The 21,087-nt window shown below is 56.4% G+C and carries 23 protein-coding genes; 18 read left to right on the forward strand and 5 right to left on the reverse strand.

What is annotated here, in order from left to right:
- Positions 1-16: 16 nt before the first annotated feature.
- The 12 genes from eutM (at position 17) to eutR (ending at position 11,525) form a co-directional block, all read left to right on the forward strand.
- A complete protein-coding gene (eutM, locus tag AC07P6_RS08505; protein WP_110272172.1) occupies positions 17-310 on the forward strand; it encodes an ethanolamine utilization microcompartment protein EutM in 294 nt (97 codons plus the stop codon).
- Positions 311-416: 106 nt separating this feature from the next.
- Complete coding sequence (gene eutN / locus AC07P6_RS08510; RefSeq protein ID WP_110272173.1) at positions 417-704, forward strand: ethanolamine utilization microcompartment protein EutN; 288 nt, start codon at positions 417-419, stop codon at positions 702-704.
- An 11-nt stretch (positions 705-715) separates the two neighbouring features.
- Positions 716-2,119: an aldehyde dehydrogenase family protein gene (locus AC07P6_RS08515; RefSeq protein WP_478316029.1), complete on the forward strand. Its 1,404-nt coding sequence runs from the start codon at positions 716-718 to the stop codon at positions 2,117-2,119.
- 12 nt (positions 2,120-2,131) lie between these two features.
- Complete coding sequence (gene eutJ, locus AC07P6_RS08520) at positions 2,132-2,971, forward strand: ethanolamine utilization protein EutJ (protein ID WP_478316030.1); 840 nt, start codon at positions 2,132-2,134, stop codon at positions 2,969-2,971.
- A complete protein-coding gene (gene eutG, locus AC07P6_RS08525; RefSeq protein ID WP_478316031.1) occupies positions 2,961-4,148 on the forward strand; it encodes an ethanolamine utilization ethanol dehydrogenase EutG in 1,188 nt (395 codons plus the stop codon). Before eutJ ends, eutG begins: the two co-directional genes overlap by 11 nt.
- A gap of 194 nt (positions 4,149-4,342) precedes the next feature.
- Positions 4,343-5,575, forward strand: coding sequence for an ethanolamine utilization protein EutH (eutH, locus tag AC07P6_RS08530; RefSeq protein WP_478316032.1), 1,233 nt, complete (start codon positions 4,343-4,345; stop codon positions 5,573-5,575).
- Entirely contained in the window at positions 5,572-6,975 is a 1,404-nt protein-coding gene (gene eutA, locus AC07P6_RS08535) for an ethanolamine ammonia-lyase reactivating factor EutA (protein WP_478316033.1), read from the forward strand. The genes eutH and eutA overlap by 4 nt, the downstream gene beginning before the upstream one ends.
- Positions 6,976-6,986: 11 nt before the next feature.
- The gene (eutB, locus tag AC07P6_RS08540; protein ID WP_112212898.1) at positions 6,987-8,348 is read left to right on the forward strand and encodes an ethanolamine ammonia-lyase subunit alpha; all 1,362 of its coding nucleotides are present in this window, start codon (positions 6,987-6,989) and stop codon (positions 8,346-8,348) included.
- 20 nt (positions 8,349-8,368) lie between these two features.
- A complete protein-coding gene (eutC, locus tag AC07P6_RS08545) occupies positions 8,369-9,262 on the forward strand; it encodes an ethanolamine ammonia-lyase subunit EutC (RefSeq protein WP_182240877.1) in 894 nt (297 codons plus the stop codon).
- A 9-nt stretch (positions 9,263-9,271) separates the two neighbouring features.
- Positions 9,272-9,931: an ethanolamine utilization microcompartment protein EutL gene (gene eutL, locus AC07P6_RS08550; protein ID WP_478316034.1), complete on the forward strand. Its 660-nt coding sequence runs from the start codon at positions 9,272-9,274 to the stop codon at positions 9,929-9,931.
- 10 nt (positions 9,932-9,941) lie between these two features.
- Entirely contained in the window at positions 9,942-10,424 is a 483-nt protein-coding gene (eutK, locus tag AC07P6_RS08555) for an ethanolamine utilization microcompartment protein EutK (protein ID WP_110272181.1), read from the forward strand.
- A gap of 48 nt (positions 10,425-10,472) precedes the next feature.
- Positions 10,473-11,525: an HTH-type transcriptional regulator EutR gene (eutR, locus tag AC07P6_RS08560; protein WP_181485382.1), complete on the forward strand. Its 1,053-nt coding sequence runs from the start codon at positions 10,473-10,475 to the stop codon at positions 11,523-11,525.
- 290 nt (positions 11,526-11,815) lie between these two features.
- On the opposite strand, the gene AC07P6_RS08565 is transcribed toward eutR, so the two are convergent.
- The 3 genes from AC07P6_RS08565 to amiA form a co-directional block, all read right to left on the reverse strand.
- Complete coding sequence (locus AC07P6_RS08565) at positions 11,816-13,087, reverse strand: DUF1963 domain-containing protein (protein WP_478316035.1); 1,272 nt, start codon at positions 13,085-13,087, stop codon at positions 11,816-11,818.
- A gap of 174 nt (positions 13,088-13,261) precedes the next feature.
- On the reverse strand, positions 13,262-14,161 hold the full coding sequence (gene hemF, locus AC07P6_RS08570; protein ID WP_478316036.1) for an oxygen-dependent coproporphyrinogen oxidase: 900 nt from the start codon (positions 14,159-14,161) through the stop codon (positions 13,262-13,264).
- Positions 14,161-15,033, reverse strand: coding sequence for an N-acetylmuramoyl-L-alanine amidase AmiA (gene amiA / locus AC07P6_RS08575; RefSeq protein ID WP_182240247.1), 873 nt, complete (start codon positions 15,031-15,033; stop codon positions 14,161-14,163). The genes hemF and amiA overlap by 1 nt, the downstream gene beginning before the upstream one ends.
- 211 nt (positions 15,034-15,244) lie before the next feature.
- Here amiA and AC07P6_RS08580 point away from each other — a divergent pair, with 211 nt between their 5' ends.
- The 4 genes from AC07P6_RS08580 (at position 15,245) to AC07P6_RS08595 (ending at position 17,737) form a co-directional block, all read left to right on the forward strand.
- Entirely contained in the window at positions 15,245-15,670 is a 426-nt protein-coding gene (locus tag AC07P6_RS08580; RefSeq protein ID WP_004104360.1) for a GNAT family acetyltransferase, read from the forward strand.
- Positions 15,657-16,106 carry a DUF2919 domain-containing protein gene (locus AC07P6_RS08585; protein WP_182240245.1) on the forward strand — a complete coding sequence of 150 codons (450 nt, stop codon included), beginning with the start codon at positions 15,657-15,659 and terminating at the stop codon, positions 16,104-16,106. The genes AC07P6_RS08580 and AC07P6_RS08585 overlap by 14 nt, the downstream gene beginning before the upstream one ends.
- A 61-nt stretch (positions 16,107-16,167) precedes the next feature.
- Positions 16,168-16,743 (forward strand): RpoE-regulated lipoprotein, encoded by a 576-nt coding sequence (locus tag AC07P6_RS08590; RefSeq protein WP_478316037.1) that lies wholly within the window; start codon positions 16,168-16,170, stop codon positions 16,741-16,743.
- Between the two features lie 94 nt (positions 16,744-16,837).
- Positions 16,838-17,737 (forward strand): Dyp-type peroxidase, encoded by a 900-nt coding sequence (locus AC07P6_RS08595; RefSeq protein WP_478316038.1) that lies wholly within the window; start codon positions 16,838-16,840, stop codon positions 17,735-17,737.
- A 161-nt stretch (positions 17,738-17,898) separates the two neighbouring features.
- Here AC07P6_RS08595 and AC07P6_RS08600 read toward each other — a convergent pair whose 3' ends face one another.
- Positions 17,899-19,263 carry an IS4 family transposase gene (locus AC07P6_RS08600; protein WP_478314718.1) on the reverse strand — a complete coding sequence of 455 codons (1,365 nt, stop codon included), beginning with the start codon at positions 19,261-19,263 and terminating at the stop codon, positions 17,899-17,901.
- 212 nt (positions 19,264-19,475) lie between these two features.
- Between AC07P6_RS08600 and AC07P6_RS08605 the strand changes: the two genes are divergently transcribed.
- Entirely contained in the window at positions 19,476-19,775 is a 300-nt protein-coding gene (locus AC07P6_RS08605; RefSeq protein ID WP_478316039.1) for a transposase, read from the forward strand.
- A gap of 11 nt (positions 19,776-19,786) precedes the next feature.
- Positions 19,787-20,620 (forward strand): IS3 family transposase, encoded by an 834-nt coding sequence (locus AC07P6_RS08610; protein WP_478316965.1) that lies wholly within the window; start codon positions 19,787-19,789, stop codon positions 20,618-20,620.
- A gap of 7 nt (positions 20,621-20,627) precedes the next feature.
- Here the strand turns inward: AC07P6_RS08610 and AC07P6_RS08615 are convergent, their stop codons facing one another.
- On the reverse strand, positions 20,628-20,981 hold the full coding sequence (locus AC07P6_RS08615) for an endonuclease domain-containing protein (protein ID WP_478316040.1): 354 nt from the start codon (positions 20,979-20,981) through the stop codon (positions 20,628-20,630).
- Positions 20,982-21,087 lie beyond the last annotated feature (106 nt).

The following is a 21,087-nucleotide window of genomic DNA, read 5'->3' on the forward strand; positions in this document are numbered from 1 at the left end:
TTAAGAGGAAAACACAATGGAAGCATTAGGAATGATTGAAACCCGGGGCCTGGTTGCGCTGATTGAGGCTTCTGACGCAATGGTTAAAGCCGCACGCGTGAAGCTGGTTGGCGTGAAGCAGATCGGTGGCGGCCTGTGTACTGCCATGGTGCGTGGCGATGTGGCGGCGTGTAAAGCCGCGACGGATGCCGGTGCTGCCGCGGCACAGCGCATTGGCGAGCTGGTCTCGGTACACGTTATTCCGCGTCCGCATGGCGATCTGGAAGAAGTGTTTCCTATCAGCTTTAAAGGCGACAGCAGCAACCTGTAACCGCTCTCTGTGACGTCACCTGCTGGCGTCACATTCTCCCTTTTGCAAATGGCTCTCTACGGAGGGCAGGGAACTGCTTTACCTGAAATAAGCCACGGAGGCGGATATGAAACTGGCAATCGTCACAGGACAAATTGTTTGTACCGTCCGCCATCAGGGACTGGCGCACGACAAATTGCTGATGGTGGAAATGATTGACGCCCAGGGTAATCCCGACGGGCAGAGCGCCGTCGCTATCGACAATATTGGCGCGGGGCCCGGTGAGTGGGTGCTGTTGGTTAGCGGTAGCTCAGCCCGCCAGGCGCATGCGCGTGAATCCTCTCCCGTCGACCTGTGCGTGATTGGCATCGTCGATGAAGCGGTGGCTGGTGGTCAGGTGATCTTTCACAAATAGGGCATAAGAAAATGAATCAACAGGATATTGAACAGGTCATCAAAGCGGTACTGCTGAAGATGAAAGACAGCAGTCAGCCTGCTGGCGCCGTTCATGAAATGGGCGTCTTTGCCTCCCTGGATGACGCCGTTGCGGCAGCGAAAGTTGCCCAACAGGGGCTGAAGAGCGTGGCGATGCGCCAGCTTGCCATTCATGCCATTCGTGAAGCGGGCGAAAAACACGCCCAGGAATTAGCGGAACTTGCCGTGACTGAAACCGGCATGGGACGCGTTGACGATAAATTTGCCAAAAACGTCGCTCAGGCGCGCGGTACGCCGGGCGTGGAGTGTCTCTCCCCGCAGGTGTTGACCGGCGATAACGGCCTGACGCTGATTGAAAACGCGCCGTGGGGCGTGGTGGCTTCGGTAACACCGTCCACCAACCCGGCCGCGACCGTCATTAACAACGCCATCAGCCTGATTGCCGCTGGCAACAGCGTAGTCTTTGCGCCGCATCCGGCAGCGAAAGGTGTTTCTCAGCGCGCGATCGGCCTGCTTAATCAGGCGGTGGTTGCGGCGGGCGGCCCGGCAAACCTGCTGGTCACCGTGGCGAACCCGGATATCGAAACTGCCCAGCGGCTGTTTAAGTACCCCGGCATCGGCCTGCTGGTCGTCACCGGCGGCGAAGCGGTGGTGGAATCCGCGCGCAAGCATACCAACAAACGCCTGATTGCTGCCGGAGCCGGTAACCCACCGGTGGTGGTTGATGAGACCGCCGACCTGGCGCGCGCCGCGCAGTCCATCGTCAAAGGCGCGTCGTTTGATAACAACATCATCTGCGCCGATGAAAAAGTGCTGATTGTGGTTGATAGCGTCGCCGATGAGCTGATGCGCCTGATGGAAGGCCAACATGCGGTGAAACTGACTCCCGCTCAGGCCGAGCAGCTCCAGCCGGTGCTGCTGAAAAATGTCGATGAGCGCGGCAAAGGCACCGTCAGCCGTGATTGGGTCGGGCGCGATGCGGGCAAGATTGCCGCGGCCATCGGTCTGAACGTCCCGGAGCAAACGCGCCTGCTGTTCGTTGAAACCTCAGCCAGCCATCCGTTTGCGGTGACCGAAATGATGATGCCGGTGCTGCCTGTGGTGCGGGTCGCCAACGTCGAAGAGGCCATCGCCCTGGCGGTCCAGCTTGAAGGTGGCTGCCATCACACGGCGGCGATGCACTCGCGCAATATCGACAACATGAACCAGATGGCTAATGCCATCGACACCAGCATTTTCGTCAAAAACGGACCGTGTATTGCCGGGCTTGGACTGGGCGGTGAAGGCTGGACCACCATGACCATCACCACGCCAACCGGGGAAGGGGTGACCAGTGCGCGTACCTTTGTTCGCCTGCGGCGCTGTGTGCTGGTGGATGCGTTCCGCATCGTATAAGGAGTGAAAGAGATGGCGCACGACGAACAACTTTGGCTCACCCCCAGACTGCAAAAAGCGGCAGCCCTGTGTAATCAGACGCCTGCCGCCAGTGAATCACCGCTGTGGCTGGGCGTGGATTTAGGCACCTGCGACGTGGTGTCGATGGTTGTCGACAGCGAAGGGCAGCCGGTGGCGGTGTGCCTGGACTGGGCTGACGTCGTGCGTGACGGCATCGTCTGGGATTTCTTCGGTGCCGTCACCATCGTGCGCCGCCATCTCGACACCCTCGAACAGCAGCTTGGCTGCCGCTTTACCCACGCGGCGACCTCGTTTCCGCCGGGCACCGATCCGCGTATTTCGATCAATGTGCTGGAGTCCGCAGGGCTGGAAGTCAGCCATGTGCTGGATGAACCGACCGCGGTGGCGGATCTGCTGCAACTGGATAACGCGGGCGTGGTGGATATCGGCGGCGGTACCACCGGCATCGCTATCGTCAAACGAGGCGAGGTGACGTACTCCGCCGACGAAGCCACCGGTGGTCATCACATCTCCCTGACGCTTGCCGGAAACCGCCGTATTCAACTGGAAGAAGCGGAGCAGTACAAGCGCAGCAACGCTCAGGAGATCTGGCCGGTGGTGAAGCCGGTATACGAAAAGATGGCCGAGATTGTTGCTCACCATATTGAAGGGCAGGGAATTGCTGATTTATGGCTGGCGGGCGGCTCCTGTATGCAGCCGGGCGTGGATGTGCTTTTTCGCAAGCGCTTCCCGGAATTGCAGGTGCATTTGCCTCAGCACAGCCTGTTTATGACCCCGCTGGCAATTGCCAGCAGCGGGAGAGAGAAAGCGGAGGGAATCTATGCAAGCTGAATTGCAGACGGCGCTCTTTCAGGCATTCGATACCCTGAATCTGCAACGCGTAAAAACCTTTAGCGTACCGCCGGTCACGCTGTGCGGCCTCGGCGCGCTCAGCACCTGCGGGCAGGAAGCGCAAACTCGCGGTTTGAGCCATCTGTTCGTGATGGTTGATAGTTTTTTGCATCAAGCGGGAATGACCGCCGGGCTTGAACGCAGTCTGGCGATGAAAGGCGTGGCGATGACCGTCTGGCCGTGTCCGTTGGGTGAGCCGTGCATTACCGACGTTTGTGCAGCGGTGGCGCAACTGCGCGAATCGCAGTGCGACGGCGTAGTGGCTTTTGGCGGCGGTTCAGTGCTGGATGCGGCAAAAGCGGTCGCGCTGCTGGCGACCAACCCTGATCAGACGCTGAGCGCCATGACCGAAACCAGCGTATTGCGCCCGCGCCTGGCGCTGATTGCGGTGCCGACAACGGCCGGAACCGGCTCCGAAACCACCAACGTGACGGTGATTATCGATGCGGTAAGCGGACGTAAGCAGGTGCTGGCGCATGCTTCTCTGATGCCGGACGTGGCGATTCTTGACGCTGCGCTGACTGAAGGTGTTCCTCCTCACGTGACGGCGATGACCGGTATCGATGCGCTGACTCATGCCATAGAAGCTTACAGCGCGCTCAACGCGACGCCGTTCACCGACAGCCTGGCGATTGGCGCGATTGCGATGATTGCCCAGTCGCTGCCGAAAGCGGTGGGCTACGGCCACGATCTCGCTGCGCGCGAAAGCATGTTGCTTGCCTCGTGCATGGCCGGGATGGCTTTTTCCAGCGCCGGTCTGGGCTTATGCCACGCGATGGCGCACCAGCCTGGCGCGGCGCTGCACATTCCGCACGGCCAGGCCAACGCCATGCTGCTGCCGACGGTGATGGAATTTAACCGCATGGTGTGCCGCGAACGCTTTAGCCATATCGGCCGGGCGCTAACCGGCAAGAAAACCGATCACCACGACGCAATTGCTGCCGTACGCGAGCTGATTGCCGAGGTGGGCCTGACCAAACGGCTTTCGGATGCCGGAGCGTTACCTGAACACTTCAGTGGATGGGCGCAGGCGGCGCTGGGGGATATTTGTTTGCGTACTAACCCGCGAACCGCCAACCAGGAGCAGATTATCCAGCTGTATACGGCGGCGCAATGATGCGATTTCCCGGAGTACAGGATTGCGGTGACCCCGTAGCCCGGTCAGCGAAGCGCCACCGGGAATGATGCGGGCTGGAGGGTTATCCCGGAGGCGGCGCGTAGCGCCTGTCCGGGCTACAACACCGGTATATCACTCAAGAGTTCCAGGTGTTCACAGTATCTACAAATCATAAATGACAGGGAGTAAGGGCTATGGGAATTAACGAAATCATCATGTACATCATGATGTTCTTTATGCTGATTGCCGCCGTGGACAGGATCCTGTCGCAGTTCGGCGGCTCGGCGCGCTTCCTCGGTAAGATAGGTAAAAGTATCGAGGGATCCGGCAGTCAGTTCGAAGAAGGCTTTATGGCGATGGGCGCGCTGGGCCTGGCGATGGTCGGTATGACCGCGCTGGCTCCGGTACTGGCGCATCTGCTCGGGCCGGTGATTATTCCGCTGTATGAAATGCTCGGTGCAAACCCATCGATGTTCGCCGGGACGCTGCTGGCCTGTGATATGGGTGGCTTCTTCCTCGCCAAAGAGCTGGCGGGCGGCGACATTGCGGCATGGATGTACTCCGGCCTGATTCTGGGTTCCATGATGGGGCCAACCATTGTGTTCTCCATACCGGTCGCGCTCGGCATTATCGAGCCCTCCGATCGTCGTTATCTGGCGCTGGGCGTACTGGCAGGGATTGTCACCATTCCGATCGGCTGTATTGCGGGTGGCCTGATTGCGATGTACTCCGGTGTTGAGGTTAACGGCCAGCCGGTTGAGTTCACCTTCGCGCTGATCCTGATGAACATGATCCCGGTGTTGATTGTCGCTGCGCTGGTGGCGCTGGGGCTGAAGTTTATTCCGGAAAAAATGATCAACGGCTTCCAGATCTTCGCCAAGTTCCTCGTGGCGCTGATCACCATCGGACTTGCCGCTGCGGTGATCAAATTCCTGCTTGGCTGGGATCTGATCCCCGGTCTTGACCCTATCTTTATGGCGGTCGACGACAAGCCAGGCGAAGTGATGCGCGCCATTGAAGTTATCGGATCCATCTCCTGCGTACTGCTCGGTGCCTATCCGATGGTATTGCTGCTGACCCGCTGGTTTGAAAAACCGCTAATGCGCGTCGGCAATCTGCTGAAAGTTAACAATATCGCTGCTGCTGGTATGGTCGCGACGCTGGCCAACAACATCCCGATGTTCGGCATGATGAAGCTCATGGATACTCGCGGCAAAGTCATCAACTGCGCGTTTTCGGTCTCCGCTGCTTTTGCGCTGGGCGACCACTTAGGCTTCGCCGCCGCCAATATGAACGCCATGATCTTCCCGATGATTGTCGGCAAGCTGATCGGCGGCGTGACGGCAATTGGCGTGGCGATGATGTTGGTGCCGAAAGATGAAAACGTTTCTACACCAGCAGAAACCGAAGCGGAGGCGCAATCGTGAACACGCGCCAGCTGCTGAGCGTCGGTATCGATATCGGCACCACCACCACCCAGGTGATCTTTTCGCGCCTTGAGCTGGTGAACCGTGCGGCGGTGTCGCAGGTGCCGCGCTACGAATTCATCAAACGCGAAATTAGCTGGCAAAGCCCGGTCTTCTTTACCCCTGTCGATAAGCAAGGCGGTCTGAAGGAGGCTGAACTTAAGGCGCTGATTCTGGCCCAGTATCAGGCCGCAGGCATTGCGCCTGAATCGGTGGACTCCGGGGCAATCATCATCACCGGTGAGAGTGCGAAAACCCGCAATGCTCGTCCGGCGGTGATGGCGCTGTCGCAGTCGCTGGGGGACTTTGTGGTGGCCAGCGCCGGTCCGCATCTGGAGTCGGTGATTGCCGGTCACGGCGCCGGGGCGCAAACCCTGTCAGAACAGCGCCTGTGTCGGGTGCTGAACATCGACATCGGTGGTGGTACCTCGAACTACGCCCTGTTTGATGCCGGAAAAGTCAGCGGTACCGCCTGCCTGAACGTCGGTGGTCGTCTACTGGAAACCGATGGGCAAGGGCGCGTGGTTCATGCTCATCAGCCGGGGCAAAGGATTGTCGATGAGGTTTTCGGCGCTGGCACCGATGCCCGTTCGCTTAATGCAACCCAGCTGATTCAGGTGGCGCGACGGATGGCGGCGCTTATCGTCGAGGTTATCGACGGCACGCTCTCTCCACTGGCGCAAAAGCTGATGCAAACCGGATTGCTGCCCGCCGATAAGAAGCCAGATGTGATTACCCTTTCCGGCGGGGTGGGAGAGTGCTACCGCAACCAGCCCGCCGATCCATTCTGTTTTTCTGATATTGGGCCGCTGTTGGCGACGGCGCTGCATGAGCATCCGCGCCTGCGCGAAATGAACGTGCAGTTTCCAGCGCAAACCGTACGCGCCACGGTGATTGGCGCGGGAGCGCACACGCTGTCGCTCTCCGGCAGCACTATCTGGCTGGACGATGTCGCGTTGCCGATTCGTAACCTGCCGGTGGCGATCCCGCTTGAGTCTGCTGACCTCGTGACGGCCTGGCAGCAGGCGCTGGTACAGCTCGATCTGGATCCTCAAACCGATGCTTACGTGCTGGCGCTTCCCGCATCGCTTCCGGTGCGCTACGCCGCATTACTCACGGTTGTTGATGCGCTTGTCGCCTTTATCGCGCGTTTTCCCAATCCGCATCCCCTGCTGGTGGTAGCCGAGCAGGATTTTGGCAAGGCGCTGGGCATGCTGCTGCGCCCGCAGTTACAACAACTCCCGCTGGCGGTCATCGATGAGGTGAGCGTCCGGGCGGGGGACTATATCGACATTGGTACGCCTCTTTTTGGCGGATCGGTTGTGCCGGTGACGGTGAAATCACTCGCATTTCCTTCCTGAGGGAACGACTTATGAAACTAAAGACCACATTGTTCGGCAATGTTTATCAGTTTAAGGATGTAAAAGAGGTGCTGGCTAAAGCCAACGAACTGCGTTCGGGGGATGTGCTGGCGGGCGTGGCAGCGGAGAGTTCGCAGCAGCGCGTGGCGGCGAAGCAGGTGCTCTCCGATATGACGGTCGCCGATATTCGTAATAACCCGGTGATCCCTTACGAGGAAGACTGCGTGACGCGCCTGATTCAGGACGATGTCAACGAAACCGCCTATAACCGTATTAAGAACTGGACCATCAGCGACCTGCGCGAATACGTGCTGAACGACGAAGTGACCAGCGACGATATCGCGTTTGTGCGCAAAGGGCTGACCTCCGAAGTGGTGGCGGCGGTGGCGAAGATCAGTTCCAACGCTGACCTGATCTACGGCGCGAAGAAAATGCCGGTGATCAAAAAAGCCAACACGACCATCGGCCTGCCGGGCACCTTTAGCTGCCGCCTGCAGCCGAACGATACCCGTGACGATGTGCAGAGTATTGCCGCGCAAATCTACGAAGGGCTCTCCTTCGGCGCGGGCGATGCGGTGATTGGCGTTAACCCGGTCACCGACGACGTGGAGAACCTGACCCGCGTGCTCGATACCGTTTACGGCGTTATCGACAAATTCAATATCCCGACCCAGGGCTGCGTACTGGCGCACGTCACCACCCAGATCGAAGCGATTCGTCGCGGCGCGCCGGGCGGGTTGATTTTCCAGAGTATCTGCGGCAGTGAGAAGGGCTTAAAAGAGTTCGGCGTGGAGCTGGCGATGCTCGATGAAGCGCGCGCGGTTGGCGCGGAGTTCAACCGTATCGCCGGGGAAAACTGCCTGTACTTTGAAACCGGGCAGGGCTCGGCGCTGTCGGCTGGCGCGAATTTCGGTGCCGATCAGGTGACGATGGAAGCACGTAACTACGGTCTGGCGCGGCACTACGATCCGTTCCTCGTTAACACCGTGGTGGGCTTTATCGGGCCAGAGTATCTCTACAACGACCGGCAGATTATCCGCGCGGGTCTGGAAGATCACTTTATGGGCAAGCTGAGCGGCATCTCGATGGGCTGCGACTGCTGCTACACCAACCACGCTGACGCCGACCAGAACCTCAACGAAAATCTGATGATTCTGCTCGCCACCGCCGGTTGCAACTACATCATGGGCATGCCGCTCGGCGACGACATCATGCTCAACTATCAGACCACCGCGTTTCACGATACCGCCACCGTCCGTCAGTTGCTGAATTTACGGCCGTCGCCGGAGTTCGAACGCTGGCTGGAAACCATGGGCATTATGGCAAACGGTCGCCTGACCAAACGGGCGGGCGATCCGTCACTGTTCTTTTGATGACGCGGGGATGACACATGATGGATCAAAAGCAGATTGAAGAAATTGTACGTAGCGTGATGGCGTCAATGGGACAACCGCAAACCACGGCGGCAGCGCCGCAGGCGGCGGTGACGAAGTGCGCCAGCCAGTGTGAAGTTGCCGCGGAGAGTTGCGAACTGGATTTAGGTTCGCCTGAAGCCAAGGCCTGGATTGGCGTGCAGCAGCCGCATCGTGCGGAAGTGCTGGCCGAGCTCAAGCGCAGCACCGTGGCGCGCGTTTGTACCGGTCGTGCCGGTCCACGTCCGCGCACCCTCGCGCTGTTGCGCTTTCTTGCCGACCATTCGCGTTCCAAAGATACGGTATTGAAAGAGGTGCCGGAAGAGTGGGTGAAAACCCAGGGCCTGCTGGAGGTGCGTTCAGAAATTAGCGACAAAAACCTCTACCTGACGCGCCCGGATATGGGCCGCCGTCTGAGTGCTGAAGCGATTGAAGCGCTTAAAACGCAGTGCGTCATGAGCCCGGATGTGCAGGTGGTGGTTTCCGATGGCCTCTCGACCGACGCGATCACCGTCAACTATGAAGAGATCCTGCCGCCGCTGTTGTCGGGCCTGAAACAAGCTGGATTGAAGGTCGGCACGCCGTTCTTTGTGCGCTACGGGCGCGTCAAAATCGAAGATCAAATTGGCGAAATTCTCGGTGCGAAAGTCGTTGTCCTGTTGGTGGGTGAGCGTCCGGGGCTAGGGCAGTCGGAAAGCCTCTCCTGCTACGCCGTTTACTCTCCGCGCGTGGCGACTACCGTCGAAGCGGATCGTACCTGCATTTCGAATATTCACCAGGGCGGTACGCCGCCGGTAGAAGCGGCCGCGGTGATTGTCGATTTGGCCAAACGCATGCTGGAGCAGAAGGCTTCCGGCATCAACATGACTCGTTAAGGAGGCATCATGCCTGCATTAGATTTAATTCGCCCCTCGGTGACGGCCATGCGCGTGATTGCTTCGGTGAATGACGGTTTCGCGCGCGAACTTAAATTACCGCCACATATACGTAGCCTCGGACTCATCACGGCAGATTCTGATGACGTGACTTATATTGCCGCTGACGAAGCGACAAAACAGGCAATGGTTGAAGTGGTTTATGGCCGTTCTCTGTACGCCGGGGCGGCTCACGGTCCTTCGCCGACGGCGGGGGAAGTGCTGATTATGCTGGGCGGCCCTAACCCGGCGGAGGTTCGCGCCGGTCTGGATGCTATGGTCGCGCATATTGAAGGCGGTGCGGCGTTTCAGTGGGCGAACGACGCTGAAGATACCGCATTCCTCGCACATGTAGTTTCGCGCACCGGCTCGTATCTCTCGTTGACTTCAGGCATCGCGCTGGGCGACCCATTGGCTTATCTGGTCGCGCCGCCTTTGGAAGCGACGTTTGGTATCGATGCGGCGTTGAAATCAGCGGACGTCCAGTTGGTGACCTACGTACCACCGCCGTCAGAAACCAACTATTCGGCGGCGTTTTTGACCGGGAGCCAGGCTGCCTGTAAAGCCGCCTGCAACGCCTTTACCGATGCCGTTCTGGATATAGCCCGCCATCCAATCCAGCGCGCGTAAGGGGGCTGTGATGATCAACGCGCTGGGATTACTGGAAGTGGATGGCATGGTTGCCGCCGTTGACGCAGCGGATGCCATGCTGAAAGCGGCCAACGTGCGTCTACTCAGCCATGAAGTTCTCGACCCCGGGAGGCTGACGTTGGTGATTGAAGGCGATCTGGCGGCGTGCCGTGCGGCGCTGGATGCCGGAAGCGCTGCTGCACAGCGCACGGGCCGTGTTATTAGCCGCCGGGAAATTGGCCGACCGGAAGAGGATACCCAGCGGCTGATTAGCGGCTTTCAACGCCAGCAGGAAACGCCGGAGGCACCTGCAACGACGGAGTCATCAGAAGCTCTGGTGGCGCTGCTGACATCGGTGCGTCAGGGAATGACGGCAGGGGAGGTGGCCGCGCATTTCGGCTGGTCGCTTGAAGAAGCCAGAAAGGCGCTGGAGCAGCTCTTTTCTGCCGGGGCGTTGCGTAAACGCAGTAGTCGCTATCGCTTAAAAAATTAACCAGTCGGAGGTGCCGGGAGCGCGACAGGGTTCCCGGCTCAAAAGATCATGAAAAAGAAAAAACCGGCAAACCTGCACCATCTTTATCATGAAGCATTACCCGAAGACGTTAAACTTACGCCGATGGTGGAGGTGGATAATATTCACCAGCGGCGAACTACCGATGTTTATGAGCACGCTCTGACGATTACCGCCTGGCAGCAGATTTACGATCAGCTGCATCCGGGGCAATTCCACGGCGAGTTCACTGAGATTCTGCTCGATGATATTCAGGTGTTCCGTGAGTATACCGGTCTGGCGCTGCGCCAATCCTGCCTGGTGTGGCCGAATTCCTTCTGGTTCGGAATTCCGGCAACGCGCGGTGAGCAGGGCTTTATCGGTTCGCAGTGTATTGGTAGCGCTGAAATCGCCACCCGGCCCGGCGGAACGGAATTCGAATTAAGTACGCCGGATGACTACACCATTCTGGGGGTGGTTATCTCCGAGGATGTGATTTCCCGTCAGGCCAGCTTCCTGCATCACCCGGAAAGAGTGCTGCATATGCTGCGAAACCAGTCGGCGCTGGAGGTGAAAGAGCAGCATAAAGCCGCGCTGTGGGGCTTTGTGCAGCAGGCGCTGGCGACATTTAGCGAGAGTCCGGACAATCTTCATCAGCCTGCGGTGCGCAAAGTTCTGGGCGATAATCTGCTGTTGGCGATGGGGGCGATGCTGGAAGAGGCGCAGCCGATGGTCACCGCCGAGAGCATCAGCCATCAAAGCTATCGACGGCTACTATCCCGGGCGCGAGAGTATGTGCTGGAGAATATGTCGGAGCCGCTGACCGTTCTCGACTTATGTAATCAGCTGCATGTTAGCCGCCGCACGCTGCAAAATGCTTTTCACGCCATTCTGGGGATTGGCCCGAACGCGTGGCTGAAGCGCATTCGTTTAAACGCGGTACGTCGGGAGCTTATTAGCCCGTGGTCGCAAAGCGCGACGGTCAAAGATGCCGCGATGCAGTGGGGATTCTGGCATTTGGGACAGTTCGCCACCGATTATCAACAGCTATTTGCCGAGAAACCGTCGCTGACGCTGCATCAAAGGATGCGCCAGTGCGTTTGATGTTGGTGGGCAGGCTCTCCGGTTGCTGACAACGTGCGCGTTTCGGCAATTGCCCGGTGGCGGCTAGCGCCTTACCGGGCCTACGAGATCCGCGTATGACATCAAGCCCGTAGCCAGTAAGGGCAATATACCGTGAACGTTTGTCTATTTTTAGTCAGCAACCCGCAGGCGGCTATTGGCTTGCAGACGGCTGTGAATCCGTAGGCCGGGCAAGGCATCAGCCGCCGCCCGGCAGAAACGCGAGCACAATATTCAAAACAGTTTTGTCATCAGACTCTAAGATTGAGCGTTTATGTTTGCTGATAAGATGTCGCCGTTGTACGGCAAGTGGGGCAGATAAACCCGTAAAGCATCCCGTCGGCGTATTCCTCAATATCTTCATAACTTATCTGCGCGAGGAACATCATCGTTTGCGCGCATGTTGGACATTTTGGATATTCCGCATCCTGAACCCAGGCCGGATGACCGCCGAGCTGTGAAAAGGTCGTGGGTAAATTGGGATCGGCGGCGAACAGCGGCAAGCGCGTTTCGGCAGGATGCAGTATATCAAGCGGGAGCGTTATCCAGTCGGCGGAGTTCTTCACCGCCAGCGCCGAGATCGCATTTTTTTCGAACCATCGCGGCTGACCCTGGGGATCCAGCGTCGCGAAAACGGTGTCATATACCGTACAGCACTGGCAGATCAGAATACGAATTTTCTCTGGCCAGCAATCCGCGCTGAGACCGACGGCGCCCGGCGCAACCTCAAACAGATTGATCAGCGGCAGGGAGCAGTGCGGGCAGTTCTCACCATATTCTGTGACGGCGCGAAAAACGGCAGGTTGTTTAGGCGCCTGTTTTACCAGATGGGTACATTGCGAGAAGTAAAGATCGCGCCTGCTACCATTTTCAGCGAGCTCCCATCCTGCCTGGTGAGCATAGTGATGAGGGAGGACATAAAGTGAAGCACTCCACGAAGGTGGTTCCTGACGCCATCGGTTAAAACGCTCAACGACAACCTCATCGCCAATCCAGGCCAGTGCGCAAAGAATGCCGTCACGGTTTTCGGCATCGGTTTCAACCTTCTGCAAAAGCGCATCGCGTACGTCAGGCGGCGCGCAGTGAAAAGGCAGGGGGGAAGCTAGCTCCAGTTCCTCTTCATTTATTACCAGGCGTAAGACATTATCCAGATTTGCCTGGGTAAATGCCGCCAGGCACAGAGCAATTTCCTGTGCATCATCCTCGTAACCAGAATCAAATAAATCTTCTGCATAATCGGCCATGTAGCGGCATTCATCAGCGGAGAGCTTTTTGTAAAGCTCATCGGTTGGAATGGGGCAGGGGACCCATTCGATTAACGGATCGTGTTCCCGGGGCTCATGAACGAGTTTAAGCATTTCAACAGGGTCGCTAATACCGCTGAACGCATCGATCGTTTTTCTGTTTTTCCGGATATATTCTTCCTGCTCTTGCCGATAGCGCGCATTGACGCAGGGCATGCAATAACCCTCCGTGCGGGCAGCCGTCGCTGGCAGAATGTGATGTGAGCATTGCGGGTTTTTGCAGGGAATTCGCTCGTCCATGCGGTAAATATTCCATATCAGATATGTCGAACGCCTACTGTACCGCGGTGAAAGCTTAACAGCAGCAGGCTGTTATCCGATTTTTTCCGTGTAAGTAGTCACGATAAATATCGTCAACTTTTCCACTTGGCTATTTTTTCGGGGACGGAGGGTTTTAATAAACAGCTCGGTAAATTAAACCCAGTCTCTTACCTGAATAAATTCGCTGAGCGCCGCCTCCGGGCTGCCCGCTTCCGGCTGATAATCATATTCCCAGCGGACTAGCGGAGGCATCGACATCAGGATGGATTCGGTGCGTCCGCCGGTTTGCAGGCCGAACAGGGTGCCGCGATCCCACACCAGATTGAACTCCACGTAGCGCCCGCGACGGTAGAGCTGAAAATCGCGCTCGCGCTCGCCCCAGAGCATCTCTTTACGTCGCTCGACAATCGGTAAATATGCGTTGGTATAGCCGTTGCCAACCGCCTGCATAAAGTCGAAACAATGGTCGAAATTCGGGGAATTTAAATCATCGAAAAACAGTCCGCCGATGCCGCGCTGCTCATTACGATGTTTGAGGAAGAAATAATCGTCACACCATTTTTTGTAGCGCGGATAAACCTCTTCGCCGAATGGGCGGCATAAATCACGGGCGGTACGATGCCAGTGAACGGCATCTTCTTCAAAACCGTAATAGGGGGTTAAATCGAAGCCGCCACCGAACCACCACACTGGGTCCGCGCACGGTTTTTGCGCAATAAAGAAGCGCACGTTGGCATGGCTGGTGGGAATGTACGGACTGCGCGGATGCACCACCAGCGACACGCCCATGGCTTCGAAGCTGCGGCCCGCCAGCTCAGGGCGATGAGCGGTAGCAGAAGCTGGCATCGCATCGCCGTGTACATGCGAGAAGTTCACGCCTGCCTGCTCAAAGATACCGCCGTCGCGCAGCACCCGGCTGCGCCCGCCGCCGCCGGCTTCCCGCTGCCAGCTATCCTCAACGAAATCGCTGCCGTCAACGGCGTTCAGCTTTTGGCAGATAGTGTCCTGCAACTGAAGAAGGAATGCTTTTACCTGCTGCGCGTCGGGTTTCATTAACGTCTCGTCGAATGGGCTTTCTGGTTATCGAACCAGTGGAAATAACTAATAATGCCGTTAGCAATCGCCGTGGCGATTTTCTGCCGGAACGCGGTAGTGCCCAGCAGTTTTTCTTCATTCGGATTGGTGATAAACGAGGTTTCCACCAGCACCGACGGAATCGATGGCGACTTTAGCACCACGAACGCCGCCTGTTCAGTATTACGGCTGTGCAGCTTATGCACCGGCTTTATCTTTTTCAGGATATGCGAGCCGAGCGTCAGGCTGTTTTTGATGGTATCAGTTTGCACCAGGTCGAAGAGCACTTGCTGCAATAGGTGGTCTTTATCCGTCGCTTTCTTGCCAGCGACTTCATCCGCACGGTTTTCACGATCGGAGAGGTATTTTGCCATGGCGCTACTGGCGCCGCGGTTGGAAAGGGCGAACACGGAGGCCCCGGCTGCGCTCGGATTGGTGAAACCGTCGGCGTGAATCGACATGAAGAGGTCGGCACCGTGCTGGTGGGCTATCTCTACGCGGTCGTATAGCGGAATAAAGGTATCGCCGCTGCGCGTCAGTCGCGCATCGATGCCGTTGTTGCGCAGAATGCTGCGCACGTTTTTAGCGATCGCCAGGACAACGTGTTTCTCTTTTGAGCCGTTATGGCCAATTGCGCCGGTATCAATGCCGCCATGGCCCGGGTCGAGCATGACGACGCGTTTAGCGCCTTTTTTCTTCGCGGCGGGTTTGCTGTGACCGTTAGATGTTTTCAACGGTTGTTCTTTCGCGCTGGCCTGTGAGGCGATCCCTGAAAGGGTGATTGCTGCCAGCCCGGCTTTCAGCACCTGGCGGCGCGAAGAAAGTATTTTTAAGGGTTTAAAAGTGCTCATTCGGCCTGAATTGCAAACAAGTGGTAACCAATGTTATATCGTATCGTGTTTTCTGATACGACCATTCAAAATAAGAATTGTTTTACTTTTCATTTCAATACATGACAAAGTCATATTATGCCATTTTTTGCGGCTCATTGCGCCTGATATTGGCTATCGCGCGCAATCGCGCCATAATCACTGTTTTTAACCGTTAATGGTGGGGAATACCATGGAGATACGCGTTTTTCGCCAACAAGATTTCGAAGAGGTGATTACCCTGTGGGAGCGTTGCGATCTCCTGCGGCCATGGAACGATCCGGAAATGGATATTGAACGTAAGCTGAACCACGATGCCAGCTTGTTCCTGGTTGCCGAGGTTAATGGCGAAGTCGTCGGCACGGTAATGGGTGGTTATGACGGCCATCGCGGGTCGGCTTATTACCTTGGCGTGCACCCTGAATATCGTGGTCGCGGCATTGCGAATGCGTTGCTTAACCGGCTGGAGAAAAAGCTGATTGCCCGCGGCTGTCCAAAAATCAACATAATGATACGTGAAGATAACGACGTGGTTCAGGGGATGTACGAGCGGCTCGGCTATGAGCATTCGGACGTGCTGTGCCTCGGTAAACGCTTAATTGAAGATGAAGAATACTGAATTTATCCCCTCCGATTTTGATAGCCATGGTCGCCTGCGTTTGCCGTTCCTTTTTTGGTGCGTGCTGCTGTTGCAGGCGCGGACGTGGGTGCTGTTTCTTATGGCAGGCGCGTCGCGTCAACAAGGCGATGCGCTGCTGAATCTGTTTTATCCGAATCATGATAATTTTTGGCTGGGGTTGCTGCCCGGTATTCCGGCAGTGCTGGCGTTTGTCGTCAGCGGACACCGTCAAAAATTTCCTCGGCTTTGGCCGCTGATGCGCTGGCTGCTGGTCTTCTCGCAAATATTGCTGCTGGTCTGGCAGCCGTTACTGTGGCTGAGCGGTGAATCACCTTCGGCGGTGACCATTGCCCTGTTGGCGGCGGATCTTTACGCGCTCTGGTGGCTATTGAGCAGTCGTCGGCTGAAAGCCTGTTTTCGTGACGAACAGCTTTAAGGGCACTTTTTGCCGATCGCGTACTCCAACATGCGTTGAATTAATAAGAAAGGACTGAGTCATGAAATCGCGACGTTTACTTCTCTGCGCATTACCGCTGGTCTTAACCGGTTGCTCAACAATGAGCGCGGTCAACTGGTCAGCGGCCTATCCGTGGAACTGGTTTGGTTCCTCAACGGAGGTTACCGAGCAGGGCGTGGGCAACCTGACCGCCGCGACGCCGATGAGCGAGCAGGCCATTAGCGATGCGCTTGGCAGCAGCTATCGCCTGCGCAGCGGCATGAAAACCGCCAATGGCAACATCGTGCGCTATTTCGAAGCGTTAAAAGATGACAAGGTCGCGCTGACCATCAACGGTGAGAGCGACACCATCAGCCGTATCAACGTGCGCGATAGCAATATCGAAGCCGCCAGCGGCGTGAAAATAGGCACACCGTTTAGCGACATCTACAGTAAAGCTTTCGGCAACTGCCAGAAAGGCCATCATGACAGCGGCACGGTTGTGGAATGTAAAGCCAAAGGCAGCCAGCACATCAGCTATGTATTCACTGGTAACTGGAGCGGGCCTGAAGAGCTGATGCCTTCTGACGACACGCTGAAGAACTGGCCGGTGAGCGAGATTATCTGGCGTCGCTAATTTGATCTGAAGTGATTCGACGTCCTGAAAAAGCGAGTACAATAGCACCTTAAAAAGGCCACAGCGTTGTGGCTGTATAATTTCAGGAGGAGCGATGTCTCAGGTTCAGAGCGGCATTTTGCCGGAACATTGCCGTGCGGCGATTTGGATTGAAGCGAATGTTAAAGGCGACGTTGATGCACTGCGTGAAGCCAGCAAGGTTTTTGCCGATAAGTTAGCTACTTTTGAGGCGAAATATCCGGATGCTAAGCTGGGGGCGGTGGTTGCTTTTGGCCATAACGTCTGGCGTCAGCTGAGCGGCGGCGTGGGCGCGGAAGAGTTAAAAGACTTCCCGGTCTATGGTAAAGGTCTGGCGCCGTCAACTCAGTATGATGTGCTGATCCACATTTTGTCCGCGCGGCATGAGGTGAACTTCTCTGTTGCCCAGGCTGCAATGGCTGCGTTTGGTAACATCATTGACGTTAAAGAAGAGATTCACGGCTTCCGCTGGATTGAAGAGCGCGACCTGAGCGGCTTTGTTGATGGCACCGAAAACCCGGCGGGTGAAGAGACGCGCCGTGAAGTCGCCGTTATCAAAGATGGCGTTGATGCAGGCGGCAGCTACGTTTTCGTTCAGCGCTGGGAACATAACCTCAAACAGCTTAACCGCATGAGCGTTTCAGACCAGGAAATGATGATTGGTCGGACCAAAGAAGCCAACGAAGAGATTGACGGCGACGATCGTCCGGAAACCTCCCACCTTAGCCGCGTTGATCTGAAGGAAGATGGTAAAGGCCTGAAGATTGTGCGCCAGAGCCTGCCGTACGGCACCGCCAGCGGCGTTCATGGTCTCTACTTCTGTGCCTACTGCGCGCGCCTGTACAACATTGAGCAGCAGTTGCTGAGTATGTTCGGCGATACCGATGGTAAGCGCGATGCGATGCTGCGCTTTACTAAACCGGTGACCGGCGGGTACTACTTCGCGCCGTCGCTGGAGAGGTTGCAGGCGCTGTAAACTTTTCCCCTCACCCTAACCCTCTCCCCACAGGGGAGAGGGGATCGATCGGCGTTGTGGGTGAGTACAGTTTTTCCTCGGCGCGGCAGACGGAACGATCGGCGTTGTTGGTGAGCTCGAGCGCCGACTGCCTTTCTCCCTCTCCCTCAGCTGTCTCTTGATCAGATCTTCTGCTCAAGAGACAGGGCCAGTCTGTAACCCTCAACCATTTCCTGGAGCCTGAACCAGCCATCCCATATCACTATCCAGCCGGGTCTTCCTGTTCGTTTACTGTCATACCATCGGCCCAGTTTTGCCAGAGACAGACAGGCCCATTTCAGCGTCGGCGGCCTTTCCGGCAGCGCTTTTCCTTCCTGCTTCACCCACAACAACTTCCATTCCACCGGACTCAGTACCGACTCACAGCTTTCATTCTGCGTTTCCTCACTTACACCTCCCTGCCGTAACGCCAGCACCCTCACCGCCACGAAGGCCAGGATTGTCACCATTCGTTCCAGATTGTCCCGCGTCTGCATCCGCAACGCTTCCACCTGTGCGCCGCCGCTTTTCCAGGCCTTATGGTATTCCTCTATCAGCCAGCGCCGTTCGTAGTGGCTCACCACCGTTCTCGCCTCCGCTGAGTTCTCCACTTTTTCTGACGTCAGAAGATGCCAGCAGGCCCCTTCCGGCTCGTCTTCGCGGCAGCAGATATAGGTTAATGACAGCGTCCCTTTCTCTGATTTCAGTTGTATTTCACTGTAGCTGACCTTCATCTGTGCCTGCCTGGCCGCCCGGCCTCCCTTCTGCACCACATTCAGTCTGTGGCTCCCGGCTTCTGTCAGAGACTCCGGCAGGCTGAACAGTTTGCCGGGTGCCTCTGCCAGCAGACGATTCTGTGCCGCCCGCACAACGAACCGCTGCCCGTGGCTGAGTTTATAGCTAAGGTAATGCCAGATATCCGCCTCCCGGTCGCAGACCGAGATAACCCGTGACTGGGTTTCACCCAACCGTTGCGCCATATGCTCAGAAGCCCGTTGCCATTTATAGCTCTCTTTCTCTTCATAAGGACGCTGACTGCGCTGATGTTTTTTGCCATAGCTGGCTGGCGCACGGCACCAGCGTTGCTGGTCAATGAGACCCACCATACGGGCACTGTCTGGTGCACAGAGCAGGACAGAGTGGGCCAGCAGCCCATAAGTGCGCTGACTGGTGCCAATATTACCCAGCTCGTCAGTGACAGAGCTGTGGCCAAAACTCAGGGCGGTGGTGTCTTCCAGTGCGAGCAGAAGCGAGTATTCAGCAGCGGCTCTGGCCGTCGCGGTGAAACCAGCATCGGCGATGTCATCAGGTGAAACTGCGGGGTTACGCATCAGGCGGTAGGCACCTTCAACTTCGGCAGGAGAACGGGAGGATTGCACAATAGAAAGTCCGGTATGTTGAGCCAGTGAAGAGGCCAGAGTGACAAGCCGCCGGGTACGGCGTAAATCCCCTAATTCAGCGGATCCAAAAATGTCGTTAGCCCATGAATAACAATCAGAAAGCACCATAGCAGAACACCAGAAGTCGGGGGAGTATTAAACAGAGATCAATAAACAGGGAAAAGATTCAAAAAATCCTCCGGCAATGTTGTCGGAGGATTTGTGTATAAGAGACAGCTCCCTCAGGGAGAGGGCCGGGGTGAGGGTATCGGCGACTTGTTCTGGTCTAATAATCGGTGACACCGACTTAAGGGGATATAATCCCTGAAACGGAGGTGCCTATGACCAGAACTACACGCAAAAATTACAGCAAAGAATTCAAGATCGAAGCCGCCAAACTTGTTTGTGAACAAGGGTTTTCATGTGTTGAAGTTGCCCGTCAGCTCAACGTCGCCGATCAGAATATCAGTCGTTGGGTCGTTGCTTATGAGCAATCCCTGCAAACTGAGCTATCGGGGGAAAGACCTCGCAGCGAACTTGAAGCCGAATTACGTCGGCTGCGCGCTGAAAATGAAGAGCTCAGGCAGCAGAAGGAAATCCTAAAAAAGGCCACAGCCTTCTTTGCAAAAGAGCAACGCTGAGGTTCGCTTTTATCGATGAGCAGCGCCTCACCTGGTCAGTGGCGCTGCTTTGTCGAACCATGTCGGTGAGCCGCAACGGATTTTATCGCTGGCTTCAGGCAAAGCATCGTCCTGAGACATCATCAAATGCCGAACGGAATGCCTATGCGTTAGCCTGCTGGAAGGCGAGTCGCGGCAGTCTTGGGAGCAGAACACTGAGCATGGTGTTACGCAAAGAAGGCTTTAATCTCGGACGATATGCGACCCGTAGTCTGATGAAAAAGCTGGGGCTATCGGGCCGCCAGCGCCGACGTAAGTATGTATATGCCTGCGATATAAGCGCCGCAATGCCTAACCATCTCGGTCGGGAATTTAGCGTTGAAGCACCAAATAAAAAATGGGTGACTGACATTACTTATATCCCGACACGTCAGGGCTGGTGCTATCTGGCTGCAGTTGTCGATCTTTACTCGCGTAAAGTCGTGGGTTGGGATGTAGCAAAAACAATGACGGCGGGGTTAGCGCTGAGGGCATTGCACCTGGCGAAACTGTTGCGACAACCGAAAGGCAGCGTGTTGGTTCATTCAGATCAGGGGAGGCAATATACCAGCAGCGAGTGGCGGGCTTATGCTGCAAGTAATGGTGTGGAACTAAGCCAAAGTCGGCGTGGAAATTGCTGGGATAATGCAGTTATGGAACGTTTTTTTGGCAGTCTGAAATCAGAGTGGGTGAAAGAGCGCTGCTATCAGGATGCGGAAAGTGCCAGGCGGGACATCAGTAAATACATCATTGAATACTACAATATGTGGCGACCTCATACCCATCTTGGTGGTCTTTCGCCAAACGAATATGAGGTTGCCGCTTAAAGGGGTGTCAACTTTTACTAGACCAGAACAACTCAAGCGCTTCAAGTATCCTCTCCATCACCGCCTCCTCATGATGTTCAAACTCATTATTCCAGAAACGTAAAACCTGCCATCCCTGACCCTGCAACCAACGGGTGCGAGGGGCATCGTAAACACTCCTCTCATCGTGTTGCCCGCCATCCAGCTCAATCGCCAGCCGTACTGAGAAGCAGGCAAAATCGAGAATATAGGGGCCTACTGGATGCTGGCGGCGAAACTTATAGCGAGCAAAGCGACGGTCGCGGAGTAAATACCACAGTCGACGTTCCGCGGGCGTTAAGCTACGTCTGAGCTGGCGAGCTAATATCTGTGCATTTTTCATGTCAGCACAGTGCCCGCTTACCCACGGTTTGTCATAATGACACTTCGATTCTGGAAGCCGAATTCAGAAATGCTTTCCCATGTCCTTATTCTCTTTTCGACTTCCA

The sequence above is a fragment of the Klebsiella sp. GFKo11 genome, from assembly GCF_056490265.1.

What these genes read in the sequence shown, in the direction of transcription:
- eutM (WP_110272172.1), top strand. Translation starts at nt 17, where the DNA reads ATGGAAGCATTAGGAATGATTGAAACCCGGGGCCTGGTTGCGCTGATT.
- eutN (WP_110272173.1), top strand. Translation starts at nt 417, where the DNA reads ATGAAACTGGCAATCGTCACAGGACAAATTGTTTGTACCGTCCGCCAT.
- AC07P6_RS08515 (WP_478316029.1), top strand. Translation starts at nt 716, where the DNA reads ATGAATCAACAGGATATTGAACAGGTCATCAAAGCGGTACTGCTGAAG.
- eutJ (WP_478316030.1), top strand. Translation starts at nt 2,132, where the DNA reads ATGGCGCACGACGAACAACTTTGGCTCACCCCCAGACTGCAAAAAGCG.
- eutG (WP_478316031.1), top strand. Translation starts at nt 2,961, where the DNA reads ATGCAAGCTGAATTGCAGACGGCGCTCTTTCAGGCATTCGATACCCTG.
- eutH (WP_478316032.1), top strand. Translation starts at nt 4,343, where the DNA reads ATGGGAATTAACGAAATCATCATGTACATCATGATGTTCTTTATGCTG.
- eutB (WP_112212898.1), top strand. Translation starts at nt 6,987, where the DNA reads ATGAAACTAAAGACCACATTGTTCGGCAATGTTTATCAGTTTAAGGAT.
- eutC (WP_182240877.1), top strand. Translation starts at nt 8,369, where the DNA reads ATGGATCAAAAGCAGATTGAAGAAATTGTACGTAGCGTGATGGCGTCA.
- eutL (WP_478316034.1), top strand. Translation starts at nt 9,272, where the DNA reads ATGCCTGCATTAGATTTAATTCGCCCCTCGGTGACGGCCATGCGCGTG.
- eutK (WP_110272181.1), top strand. Translation starts at nt 9,942, where the DNA reads ATGATCAACGCGCTGGGATTACTGGAAGTGGATGGCATGGTTGCCGCC.
- eutR (WP_181485382.1), top strand. Translation starts at nt 10,473, where the DNA reads ATGAAAAAGAAAAAACCGGCAAACCTGCACCATCTTTATCATGAAGCA.
- AC07P6_RS08565 (WP_478316035.1), bottom strand. Translation starts at nt 13,087, where the DNA reads ATGGACGAGCGAATTCCCTGCAAAAACCCGCAATGCTCACATCACATT.
- hemF (WP_478316036.1), bottom strand. Translation starts at nt 14,161, where the DNA reads ATGAAACCCGACGCGCAGCAGGTAAAAGCATTCCTTCTTCAGTTGCAG.
- amiA (WP_182240247.1), bottom strand. Translation starts at nt 15,033, where the DNA reads ATGAGCACTTTTAAACCCTTAAAAATACTTTCTTCGCGCCGCCAGGTG.
- AC07P6_RS08580 (WP_004104360.1), top strand. Translation starts at nt 15,245, where the DNA reads ATGGAGATACGCGTTTTTCGCCAACAAGATTTCGAAGAGGTGATTACC.
- AC07P6_RS08585 (WP_182240245.1), top strand. Translation starts at nt 15,657, where the DNA reads ATGAAGAATACTGAATTTATCCCCTCCGATTTTGATAGCCATGGTCGC.
- AC07P6_RS08590 (WP_478316037.1), top strand. Translation starts at nt 16,168, where the DNA reads ATGAAATCGCGACGTTTACTTCTCTGCGCATTACCGCTGGTCTTAACC.
- AC07P6_RS08595 (WP_478316038.1), top strand. Translation starts at nt 16,838, where the DNA reads ATGTCTCAGGTTCAGAGCGGCATTTTGCCGGAACATTGCCGTGCGGCG.
- AC07P6_RS08600 (WP_478314718.1), bottom strand. Translation starts at nt 19,263, where the DNA reads ATGGTGCTTTCTGATTGTTATTCATGGGCTAACGACATTTTTGGATCC.
- AC07P6_RS08605 (WP_478316039.1), top strand. Translation starts at nt 19,476, where the DNA reads ATGACCAGAACTACACGCAAAAATTACAGCAAAGAATTCAAGATCGAA.
- AC07P6_RS08615 (WP_478316040.1), bottom strand. Translation starts at nt 20,981, where the DNA reads ATGAAAAATGCACAGATATTAGCTCGCCAGCTCAGACGTAGCTTAACG.